15 protein-coding genes are annotated in these 18,098 nt (G+C 35.5%); 2 read left to right on the forward strand and 13 right to left on the reverse strand.

The genetic code is table 11. From position 1 onward, the window contains the following. The first annotated feature begins 3 nt into the window (after positions 1 to 3). Together VIX88_RS07185 and VIX88_RS07190 are read left to right on the forward strand one after the other, a co-directional pair. Positions 4 to 813 carry an SDR family oxidoreductase gene (locus VIX88_RS07185; protein WP_214193712.1) on the forward strand — a complete coding sequence of 270 codons (810 nt, stop codon included), beginning with the start codon at positions 4 to 6 and terminating at the stop codon, positions 811 to 813. Between the two features lie 8 nt (positions 814 to 821). Then, positions 822 to 2,195, forward strand: a complete 1,374-nt coding sequence (locus VIX88_RS07190; protein ID WP_064964549.1) for an aldehyde dehydrogenase — start codon at positions 822 to 824, stop codon at positions 2,193 to 2,195. Between the two features lie 82 nt (positions 2,196 to 2,277). Here the strand turns inward: VIX88_RS07190 and ftsZ are convergent, their stop codons facing one another. From ftsZ to mraZ, 13 genes are all read right to left on the reverse strand, one after another. Beyond that, on the reverse strand, positions 2,278 to 4,083 hold the full coding sequence (gene ftsZ / locus VIX88_RS07195) for a cell division protein FtsZ (protein WP_064969343.1): 1,806 nt from the start codon (positions 4,081 to 4,083) through the stop codon (positions 2,278 to 2,280). A gap of 30 nt (positions 4,084 to 4,113) precedes the next feature. Continuing rightward, positions 4,114 to 5,481, reverse strand: a complete 1,368-nt coding sequence (gene ftsA / locus VIX88_RS07200) for a cell division protein FtsA (RefSeq protein ID WP_064969342.1) — start codon at positions 5,479 to 5,481, stop codon at positions 4,114 to 4,116. A gap of 22 nt (positions 5,482 to 5,503) precedes the next feature. Further along, positions 5,504 to 6,193, reverse strand: coding sequence for a cell division protein FtsQ/DivIB (locus VIX88_RS07205; protein ID WP_064969341.1), 690 nt, complete (start codon positions 6,191 to 6,193; stop codon positions 5,504 to 5,506). Positions 6,194 to 6,274: 81 nt separating this feature from the next. Then, a complete protein-coding gene (murC, locus tag VIX88_RS07210; protein ID WP_064969340.1) occupies positions 6,275 to 7,633 on the reverse strand; it encodes a UDP-N-acetylmuramate--L-alanine ligase in 1,359 nt (452 codons plus the stop codon). A 2-nt stretch (positions 7,634 to 7,635) separates the two neighbouring features. Beyond that, positions 7,636 to 8,763: an undecaprenyldiphospho-muramoylpentapeptide beta-N-acetylglucosaminyltransferase gene (gene murG / locus VIX88_RS07215; protein WP_214193713.1), complete on the reverse strand. Its 1,128-nt coding sequence runs from the start codon at positions 8,761 to 8,763 to the stop codon at positions 7,636 to 7,638. 26 nt (positions 8,764 to 8,789) lie between these two features. Beyond that, positions 8,790 to 10,031, reverse strand: a complete 1,242-nt coding sequence (locus VIX88_RS07220; RefSeq protein WP_014937849.1) for an FtsW/RodA/SpoVE family cell cycle protein — start codon at positions 10,029 to 10,031, stop codon at positions 8,790 to 8,792. Between the two features lie 6 nt (positions 10,032 to 10,037). Further along, positions 10,038 to 11,363 (reverse strand): UDP-N-acetylmuramoyl-L-alanine--D-glutamate ligase, encoded by a 1,326-nt coding sequence (murD, locus tag VIX88_RS07225; RefSeq protein WP_064969337.1) that lies wholly within the window; start codon positions 11,361 to 11,363, stop codon positions 10,038 to 10,040. 27 nt (positions 11,364 to 11,390) lie between these two features. Beyond that, the gene (gene mraY / locus VIX88_RS07230) at positions 11,391 to 12,632 is read right to left on the reverse strand and encodes a phospho-N-acetylmuramoyl-pentapeptide-transferase (RefSeq protein WP_064969336.1); all 1,242 of its coding nucleotides are present in this window, start codon (positions 12,630 to 12,632) and stop codon (positions 11,391 to 11,393) included. A gap of 33 nt (positions 12,633 to 12,665) precedes the next feature. Then, a complete protein-coding gene (locus tag VIX88_RS07235) occupies positions 12,666 to 14,126 on the reverse strand; it encodes a UDP-N-acetylmuramoyl-L-alanyl-D-glutamate--2,6-diaminopimelate ligase (RefSeq protein WP_064969335.1) in 1,461 nt (486 codons plus the stop codon). Positions 14,127 to 14,140: 14 nt separating this feature from the next. Further along, positions 14,141 to 16,132, reverse strand: a complete 1,992-nt coding sequence (locus VIX88_RS07240) for a penicillin-binding protein (protein WP_064969334.1) — start codon at positions 16,130 to 16,132, stop codon at positions 14,141 to 14,143. Further along, positions 16,122 to 16,478 carry an FtsL-like putative cell division protein gene (locus tag VIX88_RS07245; protein ID WP_052911302.1) on the reverse strand — a complete coding sequence of 119 codons (357 nt, stop codon included), beginning with the start codon at positions 16,476 to 16,478 and terminating at the stop codon, positions 16,122 to 16,124. Before VIX88_RS07245 ends, VIX88_RS07240 begins: the two co-directional genes overlap by 11 nt. A gap of 20 nt (positions 16,479 to 16,498) precedes the next feature. Further along, the gene (gene rsmH, locus VIX88_RS07250; RefSeq protein WP_064969333.1) at positions 16,499 to 17,392 is read right to left on the reverse strand and encodes a 16S rRNA (cytosine(1402)-N(4))-methyltransferase RsmH; all 894 of its coding nucleotides are present in this window, start codon (positions 17,390 to 17,392) and stop codon (positions 16,499 to 16,501) included. 19 nt (positions 17,393 to 17,411) lie between these two features. Beyond that, the gene (gene mraZ / locus VIX88_RS07255; protein WP_064969332.1) at positions 17,412 to 17,912 is read right to left on the reverse strand and encodes a division/cell wall cluster transcriptional repressor MraZ; all 501 of its coding nucleotides are present in this window, start codon (positions 17,910 to 17,912) and stop codon (positions 17,412 to 17,414) included. Positions 17,913 to 18,098 lie beyond the last annotated feature (186 nt).

Raw genomic sequence — 18,098 nt, forward strand, 5'->3', positions numbered from 1 at the left:
GGTATGAGCAAAAAATTTCAACATAAAAATATCCTCATCACAGGAGGCGCTAGCGGCATCGGTAAAATTATGGCTAGACTTTCGTTAGAGAAAGGTGCTAAAGTGATTATTTGGGATATTGACCAATCAAAAATTGATGAAACTATCCTCCAGTTTTCATCACTAGGTTCTATCTTCGGATATAAGGTAGATGTTTCCAATTATGACGAAGTACAACACTTCGCCATAAAAACTAAACAAAAGATTGGTAATGTTGATATTCTAATTAACAATGCAGGGATTGTGGTAGGCAAATATTTCCACGAACACTCTCAAAAGGATATTTTAAAAACCATAGAAATCAATACCAATGCACCTATGGTAATCACTAATCTATTTTTACAAGATATGCTCACAAAAAATTTAGGACATATCTGTAATATTGCCTCTTCGGCAGGATTGGTATCTAACCCTAAAATGTCCGTATATGCAGGGAGCAAATGGGCTGTTGTTGGTTGGTCTGACAGCCTTAGGCTAGAAATGGAACAGCTGAAAAAAAACATCAAAGTAACCACCATTATGCCTTACTATATCAACACTGGAATGTTTGATGGCGTAAAATCTGTTCTACCTATATTAGATCCTGAAAAAGCAGCTAAAACTATCATTAGTGCCATAGAAAACAACAGAAAAATGGTAACGCTTCCTAGCTATATCTATCGTTTAACTCGTATAGGTCAAGGGTTGTTCCCTCTTCGTTTTTTTGATTGGTTTGCAGGAAGTTTACTAGGAATCTATAAAACAATGGCTGACTTTAAAGGTCATAAAAAATAATTATACCAATGGAAACTCCAAAAGCCCAAATATCAGCACTCGTCCAAAAGCAAAAAGCATTTTTTGCAACTCAACAAACCAAGGCTATTGATTTTAGACTAAAGCAATTATCTCTACTAAAACAAGCCATACTAAAATATCAACCCGAAATAGAAGAAGCCTTATGGAAAGATTTACACAAATCTAAAGAAGAAGTTTACCTTACAGAAATTAGCATTGTTCTCAACGAAATTAATTATCATTTAAAAAAATTAAAAAGTTGGACTCGTCCTAAGAGGGTTTGGTCGCCTATTTCGGTACTTCCTGCATCTAGCCGTATCATCTACGAACCCTTGGGTGTAGCTCTTATTATCTCTCCGTGGAATTATCCGTTCCAGCTTCTTATCAATCCTCTAGTAGGGGCTATTTCCTCTGGCTGTTGTGCTTTACTAAAAGCCTCTCCTGACGCTCCACATCTTGCGAATGTAGTGGAAGAAATGCTAACAGAATATTTTCCGCCAGAGTACATTACCTTTGTTAAAGGTGGACGAGAAACCAACACCTACTTGCTAGAGGAATGCTTTGATTTTATTTTCTTTACCGGAAGTCCATCTCTAGGAAAAGTGGTTATGAAAGCGGCGGCAGAAAATTTAACACCCATTGTGTTAGAATTAGGTGGTAAAAGCCCTTGTATTGTGGATAAAGAGGCAAACCTCAACCTTGCTGCCAAAAGAATTGCGTGGGGAAAACTCATCAACGCTGGACAAACTTGCATCGCTCCAGATTATCTTTGGGTACACCGTTCAGTAAAAAAAGAGCTTCTTGAAAAAATAGCTTACCACATTAAAGAAATGTATGGCACCAATGTTAAATCTAGCCCTTTTTACCCTCGTATTGTAAATGATAAATCAGTAGAAAGGCTTTCTAAGTTTCTTAATGAAGGAAATATCTATTTAGGTGGAGAAGTAGATTCCAGCCAAAAATACATCGCTCCAACTATTATAGATAATGTAGAGCCTCACTTCGCCATTATGCAAGAGGAAATTTTTGGACCATTGTTACCTGTAATGACATTTGACCATATTGATGAACCTATCTCGTATATCAATCAACATGAAAAGCCATTAGCATTGTATTATTTTGGTAAAAATAAAACTGCTAAAGAGGTAATTTTAAAAACAAGTTCTGGCGGAGGTTGCATCAACGATACGCTTATGCATATTGCCAATCATCATCTTCCTTTCGGTGGTGTTGGGAATAGTGGTATGGGCAAGTACCACGGAAAGTACAGTTTTTTAGCCTTTAGTAATGAAAGAGCTATCGTAAAAACACCAACATTTTTAGACCTTCCGTTCAAATATGTTCCATTTAAATTTTTTGAATGGGTAAAGAAAATGATATAGTTTTGCTAATAAAAAAAACCTCAGAATAAATATTTATTCTGAGGTTTTTAAAGAAGTCAATCAAGTATCAAAAATGTAGAAACTAATCTACATCTTTATTCAAAAATTTGTTTTCTCTAAGCTCTACTCTGCCATTGTTATCAGCTAAAAAACTACTGATACGCTCATCAGAAGGGCTATCATCTAGTTTAATATTTTTTCTTCTAAAAGCAGGTACTGTTTCAAAAGTATTTTCCTCATCTACATTTTGGTAACGAGAATTAAATTCTTTTAGCTTATTTCTTCTCTCCTGTACTTTAGAGTCTTCTACTTTTTTCTCTATAAAAGTAAAAAGCGTTTCCTCTTGAGCTATTTCTTCATTACGAAATATAGGTTTCTCTTCTACTTTCTGAGTTACTTGAGGCTCTTGAGACACAACAGTATTAGATACTGTTTTTACTTCCTCTTCAAAAGTAGGCTCTTCTTCTTTTATTTTAAAGCTGAACTCTACAGGTTTTTCATCTAAGAATAAAGATTTGGTAGGTTGTATGCTACTTTCGTCTTTTGATTCAAAAGTAAAAGATATTCCTTTTGGTTCTTCGTATCCTTCATCATAAGAGAATAAATCTAGTTCATTACTTCCTTCTTCAAATTCTTCATTAACCTCTTCAACATAGGTCATTGGTTGTACTTCTTGAACCGCTAACTGCTCTCCACTTAACCTATTTGCTGAAAATTGTGGTGAAGAAAAATCATCTTCTTCATCTAGCTTCACGATGTTTTTCTCTGTAGCAACAGAACCTAACCCTGCATTCTTAGCATCAGAAGAAATTTTAAAAGGCGACTCTCTTCTAACTGAGTTTGCCGTTTCGTGTAAAGGTACCTTAACTACTTCCGTAGGACCTGCATTGATGTGGTTTTCATTAGTAAATCCCGTAGCAATTACCAATACTCTAATAGCATCACCAAGTTCTTCATCTGTACCTACACCAAAGATAATGTTAGCTGTATTTCCTGCCTCGTTTTGGATATAATCGTTGATAAGACCAATTTCGTCCATCGTAGCTTCAGAAGCCTCATCAGAACCACTCTGAATAAGAAGCAATACATCTTGAGCTCCCGTAATTTTGTTATCATTAAGAAGCGGGGAGTCTAATGCCTTTTTAACAGCTTCTTCTGCTCTCTTCTCTCCTGTAGCACTTCCTGTAGACATCAAGGCTGTACCTGAATTCTGCAACACCGACTTAGCATCTCGGAAGTCAATATTGATAACAAAAGAACCAGTAATTACCTCTGCCATACCTTTGGCTGCATTGGTAAGCACCTCATCTGCTTTAGAAAAACCTTGTTTAAATCCTAAATTACCAAACTGTTGTCTTAGTTTATCGTTGTTTATCACGATGAGAGAATCCACATTATTTCTTAGTTTCTCTAGCCCTGCTTCAGCTTGGTCTAATCTTCTTTTTCCTTCAAAAGAAAACGGAACTGTAACGATAGCCACCGTTAAAATACCCATTTCCTTCGCCGCCTTAGCAATGATAGGTGCCGCACCTGTACCTGTACCACCACCCATACCAGCGGTAATGAACACCATTTTGGTATTTTGTCCTAGAGTGCTTTTTATTTCGTCTATACTTTCTATTGCAGCCTTTTCTCCCACTTCTGGGTCTGCACCAGCACCTAAGCCTTCTGTAGTTGTGATACCTAACTGAACTTTATTAGAAACAGGATTGTTATTCAGCGTTTGTGCATCTGTATTACAAATGACGAAATCTACGCCGTGAATCCCTCTTTCATACATATGTTTTAAGGCATTGTTTCCGCCACCACCTACACCTATCACCTTGATAATAGATGAGTTGCCTTTTGGTAAATCAAATTCAAAACCTGTTTTATTGGTATTTTCCATTACTTCATTTTAAATGACTAAATTACTTAATTATTCCGATTCCTCAAAGAATTTTTTTATCTTTTCTAAGATGTTTTGCCCTATGGTAGGCTTTCTAGAAGCATTTTGCTGAACCACAGTCTCATTATGAGTTGGTTCGGTACTATCTAATGCTTTATCCTCTTGACTGGTTTTATCAGCAACCGTTTGGTTAGAAACAGATACTTCCTCTTGAACTAAAGAATTAGTTTTCTTATCTCTAATAGACAAACTCTCCATTAGAAGCCCTATAGATGTTGCAAATTCAGGGCTTTTTAAATGTTGATTTTTATCGTTAGAAATATATTCATTAGCGTAACCTATACGGCTATCAAACCCTGTGATATAATTTGCGAGCTGTCTCAGATGTTTTAGATTAGAACCACCACCTGTAAGCACAATCCCCGCAATGAGTTTTCTTTTTTTCTCATGTGCTCCGTAGGCTTTAAGTTCGGTATTTACCATCTCCAAAATTTCTTCTACTCTAGCATGAATAATCTTCGCTAATGTTTTTAGAGAAATTTCTTTTTCAGTTCTTCCATGAAGCCCAGGAATGGTAACAAAAGTGCTTTCCTTTTCCAATTCTGGAACAGCAGACCCAAAACGAACTTTAAGTTGCTCTGCGTGTTTTTCGATAATAGAACAGCCATCTTTAATATCCTCGGTAATAATACCACCTCCGTAAGGGATAACACAAGTGTGACGGATAATATTATCCTTAAATATTGCAATATCAGTAGTACCACCACCTATATCTACAATGGCTACTCCAGCCTCCTTTTCTTCCTTAGTAAGAACAGCTTCAGATGATGCCAACGGCTCCAAAGTAAGCGACTCCATCTCTAGCCCTGCTTCTTTAACGCATCTACTGATATTTTTAATACTACTCATCTGCCCTACCACCACATGGAAATTAGCTTCAAGACGCTTTCCGTGCATTCCTATTGGCTCTTGGATTTCGCCCTCCGAGTCTACCTTATATTCTTGTGGAAGTACATGGATAATCTCTTCACCAGGAAGCATCACCAATTTCTTAACTTGATTTTTAAGCTCTTCTATATCCTCCTCGGTAATGTATTGATCTGGATTTTCTCGCATAATGTAATCCGAGTGTTGCAAAGAACGGATATGTTTACCTGCAATACCCACCGTTACCTTAGTAATAGGTACACCTGCACTTTTTTGAGCCTCGCTAACAGCTGTTTTAATGGAATTGATGGTTTGGGCAATGTTGTTTACAATCCCTTTATGCACACCTAAACTAGGTGCCACACCTACTCCCATAACCTCTATCTTACCGTACTGATTACGACGACCAACGATGGCAACGATCTTGGTGGTCCCAATGTCTAATCCTACTGAATACTCTTGGCTTTCCATTTATCTTGATTTGAATTTGATTTTATTGATTCTTTTCTTCTTCTTTATCTGTTTCTTCTTTGTAACCTTTACTAAGTGTAGTTACAATCTGATTATCATATTTCAATGATATTTTGGTGTACTTATCCGAAGGTTGATAAACCAAATACTTTTCTACAAACGCTTTGAAACCTTTAACTTTGAAATCTATATTTTCCAAACTTCCTAGCTCCACTCTGTAGTTTTCTTCATTGGCAATAAGATAATAATTTTCTCTCTCTTTTACAATACCAATGAAAAACTTTTTACTAAAGTCGTCTTTATTTATTTTTTTTACCAGCTCTATCAATTGAGGATATTCCTCTGGTTGCACATTACCACTCACAAGCATACACGATGCTGAATAATTACGATTGATAGGAAATTCAATCCCCTTTTCATCTACATAAAACTCTTTCTTCCCTTTGCTTAGCCTAAACACAGGCACTCTTTGCACAATATCTAAATGCAATATACCATCAAGGCTAAGATAAACATTGGCACTATCTACCGCGGAATATTCTGTGATTTTTCGTTCCAATTTGGGTATATCAATATCTCCAACTTTATTGGTAGTATTGGCTTTTTTAACAATGCTTTCTATTTCTTTCTCATCAATAAAATAGACTGGCTTCTCTCCTTGAATAATATTAACAGCCACTTTATCCATAGAGGTATTATTAAATCTTTTCAATGAAAAGTTTAACAAAAATCCCAGCAGGATAATCGTAACAGCTATTTTTAATATTCTGTACTTGTTCTTCATTTTAAAGTTCTATGCTTCCTTTAACCAGCTTACAATACCATCATAAAGCGTGTCTATATCTCCCGCACCTACCGTAAGTAAAATGTCAAAGTTTTTATTTTTAATTTTACCAAAAGTCTCCGACAAACTAGAAACCTCTTTGTCTGCCAATGTTACTTTTTCTAACAACCAATCTGAACTAACACCTTCAAAATCCTTTTGCAATTCTCTCGCAGGATAAATATCTAAAAGCATCAACTCGTCTCCTTGAGACAAACTTTTAGCAAAGTCATCTGCAAAATCTCGCGTTCTACTGAACAAGTGCGGTTGGAACACCACCAAAAGTTTCTTATCGGGATAGAATGTTCGGATAGAACCAATCACCGCATTAAGCTCCGTAGGATGGTGGGCATAATCGTCTACATAAATCTTTCCGTTAGGGAAAATATGCTTGGTATATCTCCTTTTAATGCCTTTAAATTTAGCCAAAGCCTCTTTTAAATCTTCTAAAGAAACACCTATTTTATGCAAAACAGCCAATGCTGCTGTGGCATTTTCCACATTATGAATGCCTGGTATTTCCCAACTAAAGCATTGAGTTTCCCCATCTGGAGTATAGAAATTAAACGATATAGAATCTCCCTCCAACCTCAACTCGTCTGAATAATAATCGGCCTTTTCGTTCACAGCATAGGTAGTCGCATTTCTATCCAAGTTTATACCTTTTCGCACAAAAAGCTGACACTCCTCCGATACCAAATGAGCAAAATCTCTAAAGCCCTTTTCTATGGTAGTTTTATCTCCATAAATGTCTAAATGGTCTGCATCTGTAGAGGTTATAATTGCCCAATCTGGAGCTAAATTAAGAAAACTTCTGTCGTATTCATCGGCTTCCACCACAGAATAATCGTTACCATTAAATATGAAATTAGACCCAAAGTTTTCAGCAATACCTCCCAAAAAACCAGAAAATGGCAAATTAACTTCCTTACAAAGATGGGCTACCAAGCTAGAAGTAGTAGTTTTACCGTGAGTTCCTGCAACAGCGATGCACTCGGTTTCACTAGTAATAAGTCCTAAAACCTTCGCTCGTTTAAGTACCGTAAAGCCTTTTTCTTGGAAAAAATCTAAAATGCCTAATTGTTTAATTGCTGGCGTATAAATTACTAAAGTGTCTTCAGGTTTAAAGGCTTTTATTTGCTCATCAATACTATCTTCAAAACTGATTTTTATCCCTTCCGAAATAAGTGTCGAAGTTAGTTTGGTAGAAGTTTTATCATAGCCTAAAACCGTTTTCCCAATGGAATGGAAATATCTCGCCAAGGCAGACATTCCTATCCCTCCAATGCCTATGAAATAAAAATTTTGATATGTACTAATATTTTGCATTTCTATTTAAAAATTTTAATTATTTCATCTACAATTTCCTCTGTAGCCTTTGGTTTTGCGAAATAAGATAGGTTTTGCCCCATTTCCTTTCGTAAATTTTCGTTACCACAAATTTCTGAAAGCGTATTCCAAAAACGCTCTTTCATCTCCACATCTTTTACCATTCTCGCTGCATTTTTCTCAACTAAAACCATTGCATTTTTGGTCTGGTGATCCTCTGCTGCGAAGGGAAGAGGCATCAATAAAATAGGCTTCTTAACTACCGCCAACTCCGAAATAGCAATCGCACCTGCTCTAGACACAATCACATCTGCCGCAGAATAAGCTAATGCCATATCTGTGATAAATTCCTTTATTTGGATTGTATCTTCTTCTAAATTAACCTTATCTTTAATCGTTTGATATTCTGTTTTTCCTGTTTGCCAAATCAGTTGCCAACCTTCCTTTTTAATCCTTTCCAAATTTTCTAACCAACCATTATTAAGTGTTCTAGACCCCAACGAGCCTCCCACGGAAAGAATACTCAATTTATTAGGGTCTAATCCTAACTTTTCTTTAGCCGTAGCAGTATCTGTAAGCCCCTCCATTAAAGATTGTCTAATAGGATTTCCCGAAAAAATCGTCTGAGTTTTTGGAAAAAAATGAGCCATATCAGGATACGCCGTAAAAACAGCCTTGGCTTTCTTTCCTAAGAAAAGATTAGTTTTACCAGGTAGAGAGTTTTGCTCCTGAACAAAAGTAGGCACACCCAAACGAGAAGCCATATATAAAGCTGGACCACTGGCAAATCCGCCTGTACCTATTGCCACATGAGGTTTAAAATCTTTTATTATGCGATTGGCTTTCCTAACACTAGAAACAATTTTGAAAGGCAGTTTAAAATTCGCTAAAAGACTGCTCCTATTAAATCCTGAAATGTTAAGTCCTTCTATTCTAAACCCAGCTTGAGGCACTTTCTCCATCTCCATCTTATTCTCTGCCCCAATGAACAAAAATTCCGCTTTCGGAAATCGTCTTTGTATCTCTTGAGCAATGGCTATCGCAGGGAAAATATGTCCTCCCGTGCCACCACCACTCATTAAAACTCGAGGTGCAAAATCTTGATTGATATGATGTATATTTTCTGACATTTTATTCTTTAATATTAAATTAGCTTTTAGGCAATATCATTTATTTCCTCGATGTTTTGTTTTTTACCAATGCCTTCTTCATCATAAATTTGTATCCTAGAGCTAATATTGAGTATTAAACCTAGTTGAGCGTAAGTTACTAACATAGAAGTACCTCCGTAGCTTATCAACGGTAAAGGCTGTCCCGTTACAGGAATGAGATTAAGTGCCACCATAATATTAGCACTGAGCTGAATGAAAATCATAATTCCTAAAGAAATAACCAATAGAGAACCGAAAAAAGCCCTAGTTCTACTCGCTATAATTAGTATTCTTATAATGATAATAAAATACATACCCAATAAGCCAACTGCGCCTATTACACCATACTCTTCCACAATAATGGCAAAAATAAAGTCTGATGCCGACTGCGGTAACCTCTGTTTAAGAGCACTTTTGCCTGGTCCTTTACCTGTAATACCTCCGTGTACTATAGCTGCCTTAGCGTGCATCACTTGATAATTTTTAGCCTTTACTGCATCTCTTTCGGCACTATCTAATTGTGCATCTTTGGAAGAAGAGAAGGTTTCTACCCTACTTATCCAAGTATGAACACGGTTGTTAGGCATTAAATTAGTGTTCAATGCTACCAAAATAAAAATAATAGACGCTAAGCCCGACAAAGAGACAAACCCTGCAATATACTTCCAAGGGAATTGCCCTATTATAAGGACAATTAGTGAAGTAGCTAAAATCATCAGTGCCGTAGAGCCGTTATCTTTGGCTACTAAAATAAATACCAATAATATAGGTCCAAAAACATACATAATGTTTTCTATGGGCAGCCTTTGTCTTTGAATATTTTTAGTTAAATAACGGCATAGATAGATAACTAACATCAAAGCTGCCAACGCTGACGGCTGAAATGAGATTGCCGTACCTGGTATTTTAAGCCACCTAGAAGCACTCGCCCCATCTATGGTTTGCCCTGTAAAAATAGTAACTCCTAAAAGAATTACAGAAATTACAAGAAGTATGGAACTCAACTTTCCTATAAACTCATATTTTATCGCTCCGATGACTCTCATCAAAAATAACCCTAAAGCAATGAACATCACATGCTTGATAAGGTGGCTGGTGGTTGTTCCTGTATTTACGATGTACTCTAAATTAGAACTCGCCGAATAAACAGGAAGTATGGAGAATACAGAAATAAGAATTACTGTAATCCACAGCACTCTGTCTCCTTTTAGATATTCTATTTTTTTATTTACTTCTGTATGCTCCATGGTTTATTATTTTAGAACCTCAGCTTTAAACTTTTCACCTCTATCTTCGTAGTTTTCAAACAAATCAAAACTTGCACAGCACGGCGAAAGGAGTACAGCATCTCCTGCTTCTGCTATGGATTTTGAAATTTTAATAGCTTCCTCCATACTAGAAGTATTATAAATAAACTCTTTTTTATCTCTAAAGAAATCTATAATCTTTTGGTTATCTATACCTAAGCAAACAATCGCTTTTACTTTCTTTTTAACCAATTCTTCTATTTCGGTGTAATCATTGCCTTTATCCACTCCTCCTACAATCCAAACGGTAGGCTGAGTCATACTTTCTAAAGCATAGTAAGTAGCGTTTACATTAGTCGCTTTACTATCATTGATAAATTTAACTCCATTAAGATTAGCTATTTCCTGTAACCTATGGTCTACAGCTTGGAAGGTCATCAACGAATTTCTAATACTTTCATTGCTAATATTAAGTATTTTACCCGCTATAGACGCTGCCAAGCTGTTAGCCACATTATGATTCCCGATAAGAGCTAAGTCTCTAATTTTCATAGTAAACTCATCTTGAAGTTTTACCACAATATTTTCATCGTTCATATATCCACCCTCTGAGAGAGTTTCTTTTATGGAGAATGGCACTTTTTTGACCTTTAAATCTAACTCCTGAAGAATTTTTTGACTCATTTCATCATCTTTATTATAGATGAAAAAATTATCATATTCTTGATTTTCAGTAATTCTGAATTTAGCTAAAGCGTACTCCTCATAATTATAATTGTATTGGTCTAAATGGTCTTGACTCAAATTAAGAAGTAACGAAATATATGGTCTAAAATTCTGAATATCATCTAATTGAAAACTACTGATTTCCAAAACATAATAATCAAAAGATTCATCGGCTACTTGTTTAGCAAAACTCTTACCTATATTACCTCCCAAACCTACATTCATCCCATTATCTTTAAGGATGTGATAGATGAGAGAAGTAGTAGTAGTTTTACCATTACTGCCCGTAATTGCTACAATTTTGGCATTAGTAAATTCCGATGCAAATTCTATTTCGGAAGACAGTCTTATCCCTTTCTGATTGATTTTAAACACAATATCTGCCTTTTTAGGAATACCTGGGCTTTTGACCACCCAATCGGCATTTAAAATTCGTTCTTCATCATGCTGACCTTCTTCAAATTCTATATTATTCTCTATCAGTTGTTTTTTATACTCTTCTTTTATACTTCCTCTATCGGATACAAAAACCTCCATACCTTTCTTTTTAGCAAGGTAGGCTGCTCCAAAACCACTTTCTCCAGCTCCTAAAACTACTATTTTCATATTCCTTAATATTTTTATTGAAAATATTTATCTGATTTTAAGTGTAATTAAACATACAATCGCTAAAACTACCCCTATGATTATCATTCTATTAACAATCTTACTTTCGTGGTAACCACTCTTCTGATAATGATGATGAAGAGGAGACATTTTAAACAATCGGTTATTTTGAGCATATTCTAATCCATATTTTTTCTTTCTGTATTTGAACACTGCTACCTGAAGCATTACCGATAAGTTTTCAATTAAAAATATTCCACACAGCACAGGTATCAATAATTCTTTTCTTAGAATAATGGATAAAACTGCGATAACTCCTCCTAGCATTAAACTACCTGTATCACCCATAAATACTTGGGCAGGATAGGTATTATACCAAAAAAAACCAATAACCGCTCCTACCATTGCCACCGCAAAAATGGTAGTTTCTCCCATATTAGGCAGAAACATAATATTGAGATAATCCGCAAAGATGATGTTACCCGAAACATACGCAAAGAAAGCTAATGTGAGTAAAATAACCGCACTCGTACCTGCAGCTAAACCATCTATACCATCGGTAATATTAGCTCCATTAGAAACGGCTGTAACAATAAATATCGCCATCGGAATGAAAACCACCCAAGCCCATTCTTCTGCTTCTTGCTCATCCATCCAAAAGAGAATACCACTATAATCAAACTCATTATTTTTAATCATCGGTACGGTAGAAATTACTTTTTTTTCTTCCTTCATAAAGTTCTGTTCTACATTGTTACGATTAATTTCTTTTGCATCTGCATATTTTCTTTTAACGGTAATATCTGAATTAAAAAACATTGTAACCCCAACAATTAGCCCTAAACCAACTTGACCTATGACTTTAAATTTGCCACTTAAACCGTCTTTATTCTTCTTTATTTTTTTAAGATAATCATCTATAAAGCCTATCGCCCCCATCCAAAGCACAGATACAATGAGTAGAATAATATAGATATTCGTAATCTTAGTAAACAGTAATACAGGTATTAAGGTAGCTATAATGATGATAAGTCCTCCCATAGTAGGAGTACCTTCTTTTTGTTTTTGCCCATCTAATCCTAAATCTCTTACCAGCTCTCCCATCTGTTTTCTACGAAGAAAATTGATGATTTTTTTACCATAAACCAGTGCAATAATAAGCGACAATAGAACCGCCATAGCAGCCCTAAAAGAAATGTACCTCAACAGGTTAAGACCTGGTATATGTATGCCGTTAGCCGTAAGATATTCGTATAAGTAGTATAACATATTTGTATTTCTTATTTTTAAATTATTGTTTTTCTATTTACTCATCATTTTACACAATTCTAATATCACCTCTTTATCATCAAAGTGATGTTTTACCCCATTAACTTCCTGATAAGTTTCGTGACCTTTCCCCGCCACAAGTATAATATCTTTTGGCTCTGCAAATTTTATAGCCATTTTAATAGCTTCCCTTCTGTCTGGAACTACCGTATATTTACTAAAACATTGTGGCTCCACGCCCGCCTCTATCTCTTGGATAATGGCATTAGGGTCTTCTGTTCTAGGATTGTCCGATGTAATAATCGCCAAAGTAGATTTCTGTGTAGCTATTTTCCCCATTTCTGGGCGTTTACTATGGTCTCTATCACCACCGCAACCAAACACACTAATTAGCCTTTCGTTTTTAGTTCGTATTTCATTGATGGAGTCTAGAATATTCTCTAAAGCATCTGGCGTATGTGCATAATCTACCACAAAAAAGATTCCGCCTTCTGACTTTATCGTTTCAAATCTACCATTAACTCTTTTCAGTTGAGAAATTGCCGTAAGTATTTCCACCTCATCAAACCCTAACTCTCTAGCTATACCAAATACTAAAAGCAAATTATAGACATTAAACTTCCCTGTTAAGCTCGTCCAAACTTCTTTACCATTAAAATTGAGCAACATTCCGTTAAAATCCACCTCCAACAATCGCCCATGATAATCGCTTAAAGTTTTTAACGCATAGGTTTTCTTTTTAGCCTTGGTGTTTTGGAGCATTACCAATCCGTTTTTATCATCTAGATTAGCAATTGCTACCGCTGAATCTGGCAAATTATCAAAAAATGATTTTTTGGTATTAAGGTATTCTAAAAAAGTTTTATGATAGTCTAAATGGTCGTGAGTAATATTGGTAAAACCTGCCACTTTAAAATGCAAACCTTCCGTTCTGTTTTGATGAATGCCGTGAGAAGAAACTTCCATAAAGGCATACTCGCAACCTTGTGCCACGGCTTTTGCCAATAGTTCATTAAGTTTAACCACATCTGGCGTAGTGTGTGTAGATGGGAAAACCTCATCGCCAATTCTATACTCCACCGTAGAAATAAGTGCAGACGGATAACCTAAATTCTTAAAAACATCGAAAAGCAAGGTAGATACAGATGTTTTACCATTAGTACCTGTAACTCCTACTAGATTAAGCTTTTCAGAAGGATTACCATAGAAGTTAGAAGCTAATTGCCCCAATACTTTAGACGAATTTTTCACTTTAATATAAGTGATGGTTTCATCTAAAATTTCAGGTAAATCTTCCAATACAATAACTTTAGCTCCTTTTTCTATTGCAGAACTAATGAACTGGTGTCCATCTGAAACACTCCCTTTGATAGCTACATAGAGGCTTTTTGCTTCCGCCTTTCTACTATCAAAAATAATAGAGCTTACCTCAATGTCTAATGCACCGATGGTTTCTAAAACTGGTATATTATGTAATAACTCTCTGAGTAACATTTTATCTTCAATTTTTATTTTTGTAGTGTAAGATAAATTTTTTGGTCTTTTTTCATGATAGTTCCCTCTTTAGGAAACTGTTCTAAAACTTTACCTACACCTTTATAATCTACACGATAACCCAAATTCTCCAACTGAGGAATAACCTCTCTACCCGCCATACCTACTAACGCTGGCATTTGCTGACGGTTTATTGCTATCTTTACTTTGGGAGTGGTCATCTTATTTAAATTCACTTTTTTATCTTGGAGCATCTCTTTTTCCACATTCAGTGGTGTTTTTAAGAAAGTTTTTCCTGCTATTTCCTTAAACACCGGAGCCGCTACCGTACCTCCGTAAAACCCAATAGAAGTATCAGGCTGATTAACCATAACAATACAAGTATATTTTGGATTATCTGAAGGATAAAACCCTGCAAAAGATGCCTGATATTTCATTGGTCCAGCTTTCCAGTATTCAAACCTTGCCGTTCCTGTTTTTCCTGCCATTTTAAGGTTAGGTGTAAAGATACTTTTTGCTGTACCTTTTTCTACCGCTTTGGTAAGAGCATCTGTCATCATTTTTATGGCTTTATCTGATGCCATTTTATTTACCATTACCTCTGGTTTGGCTTCGTATGTAATCTTACCGTCTTTCATTATTTTGTCTATGAAAAGAGGCTTTACCATTTTACCATTATTAGCAATACCATTATAAAATGTAGCTAACTGCAACAATGTAAAGTTGGACGAGTAACCATAAGACAAAGACGCCAAAGTAGCTTTGTTCCACCTCTTATCTTTTGGAGTAACTATCTTTGGTTTTGTAATCCCAGGAAGTTCTATATCCATCTTATCAAACATCTTCCATCTTCTAAGATGATTAAGGAATACTTCTGGTTTATCTGCATAATATTTAGTAATGAGTTTTGCCGTACCCACATTGCTTGATTTTGCCAAAACATCACTAATCTCATAAGTTCCTCCACCGTGTCCGTCGGAAATTCTTTGCTTAGCGTAAGTCCATACTCCGCCACCTACATTTACGGTTGTATTTTCATCTATAAAACCGTCGTCCATCGCTGCCAAAAGAGAAACTACCTTAAAAGTAGAACCTGGTTCGGTAGCGTTTTTTATAGCGTAATTGTATGAATCTACATAAACTCCACTTTCTTTTTTTCTGAGATTTACCATTGCTCTTACCTTTCCCGTTTGGGTTTCCATAACGATAACCGTCCCATGGTCTGCATTAAAACTTATTAGCTGCTTCTCTAGTGCAGAATGAGCAATATCTTGTATCCTTAAATCAAGAGTAGTATAGACATCTTGCCCATCAATAGGTTCTTTAGCCTTCCAATGGTCAATGGGTTTCCACTGAGTGGAATTAACTCTTTGTTCTAGCCTTGAACCATCTTTACCCGATAGATATTCACTAAACGCTCCTTCTAGTCCAGATTTATAGGCTTCGTTATCCATACCTATAGTTCCAGAACCTATTTTTGCAGTAGCTAATTCTCGCTTGTATTTTCTATCAATGATAAAGCCGCCCTTATTTTTACCTTTATTAAAGATAGGAAACTTTCTTATACGGTCATACTCATCAAAATCTAAATCTCTTTTAAGAGAATAATACTGATTGCCTTTTTTCCTTTGAGCATCAAAATTTCCCCTAAAGTAATGCTTAGGTTTCCCAAACATTTTGCTTAAAGAATCGGTAAGAGCTCCTATATTTTTACTATACAGAGTATCTTTTATAGTCTTAAAATCTATATAAACATCATACCTCATAACTGTAGTAGCAAGTATAGAACCATCTGATACATACAAATTTCCTCTTGCTGCTTTTAGCGTTGCCTCTCTATAGTTTTTGTTGATATAATCCTCTTCTATCTCCTGAACATTAGTATTTTGCAATAAGAAAATACGAATAATAAAAGTGATAAACAAAAAGAAAGCAGCACCTCCAAAAAGATACCCCCACACTAAAGTTTTATTTCTTTTCTTATCAAATTCGTTCTTAGTTTGCATTAGTAGAATCTAATTTTATAATCAATTTATGAGGATGATTTTCTAATGGTACCAAAGAATCCTTAACTACTTCTTTCCCCAATTCGCTCTCTAATTTTATTTTGATTAGCTTACTCTGTGCATACGCATTTCTAGATTTATACTCTTCTGTTTGCTCTTTCAAAGTATTGATTTGCTTTATTTTTTTGCTCGCTAAATGGTTGGTATAGATAATCCCTGCCATCATCACGGCTAATAATATAAAATACTTGTAATGAGCCTGTATCTCATCACGATTTAAGAAATTACCTTTAACAATATCACTAAAGGTTAGTTTCTTCTTTTTATATGTCTGTTTTTTAGCCATCTCTAACTTTCGAAAAAACATTACACCTTAATACCTACCCTCATTTTAGCACTTCTTGCTCTAGAGTTAGCTTCAATTTCCTCTTCCGTAGGAACAAATGCTTTGGATTGCAACAACTCAAACGCTTTATTATAGTTACCATAAATATCTCTTTCAGGCTCACCATCAAACATTCCATTCTTCAAGAAACGCTTTACCAGCCTATCTTCCAAAGAATGATAAGATATCACCACCAATCTTCCTCCTGGTTTTAGAATTCTATAAGCCTGTTCCAGCATTTCCTTTAAAGCCTCTAATTCTTGATTAACCTCAATTCTTATCGCTTGAAATAACTGTGCAAAAAATTTATTCTGCTTATGTGGAGGAATATATTTAAAAACACTTTTTAAATCTTCCGTTGTCTTAATCGGTTTTGATTTTCTGTAATGAACCAACTCTCTCGCCAATCTCCTTGCTTCTCTTAACTCTCCATAATGATAAAATATATCAGCTAAATGCTCCTCTTCGTACTCATTAACTACCTTTTGAGCGTTTAACCCTTGCATTACATTCATTCTCATATCCAACGGAGCATCACTCCTTGTAGAGAAACCTCTTTCCGCTGCATCAAACTGATGAGAAGACACCCCCAAGTCAGCCAATATCCCATCTACTTGGGTAACCCCATAAAGCATAAGAGAGTTTTCTAAAAATCTAAAATTCTGATTAATAAGTGTAAAACGCTCATCGTCTAATTTATTTTCTAAAGCATCTAAGTCTTGGTCAAAACCAAAATGCCTCCCAGCAGGAGACAACCTAGAAATGATTTCTCTAGAGTGTCCACCACCTCCAAAAGTACAATCTACATAAACCCCATCTGCATTTTGCACAAGAGCATCTACACTTTCCTTTAATAAAACCGACTGATGATACATCTTCTTAATTTACTATAATTTACAAACTTTCCCAATCACTCCCCATCACTTCCTCTGCCAAGCTAGCAAAGTCTTCTTCTTTCATTGCTATATTTTCTTCGTAGGATTTTTTATCCCATATTTCAAAAAAATCTCCCACGCCAGAAATCACTATCTCTTTTTCCATACCAGCAAAGTCTTTTAAATCTTTAGGCACCTGTATCCTATCTGATTTATCCACCTCTACCGCCTTTACCCCTGCCGTGAAAACTCGTATAAAGTCTACATTTTTCTTCACAAACCTGTTCAGTTTATTTAGTCGCCCCATTAGAGACTCCCAAGTACTCACAGGATAAACCTCTAAACATTTCTGAAACACCGCTCTCTTTATCACAAAATCCTTCCCATGAGCCTCAGACAAAAGCTTAGCTAACGCCGAAGGCAGCTTTATTCTACCCTTATCGTCTATCTTACACTCATATGTTTCAAAGAAATAATTCATCGGATACAAAAATAGATAATATTTTCTAAAAATTTCCACTTTTTACCACTTTTTAACTCATTGTGGATAAGTTTTATTTAATCCGACAAATCCACATAACCATCTGATTATCTAAATATAACAAAACATTTCATACATCTCTAATAAAACCTCAATCACACAGAAATTTCTAAGTATAAAAAAGTAAAACATTATGATTTTTATATCGTTTGTTTAATCTTTAAT

Source organism: Riemerella anatipestifer (assembly GCF_035666175.1).
GTDB classification, from domain to species: Bacteria; Bacteroidota; Bacteroidia; order Flavobacteriales; family Weeksellaceae; genus Riemerella; species Riemerella anatipestifer_D.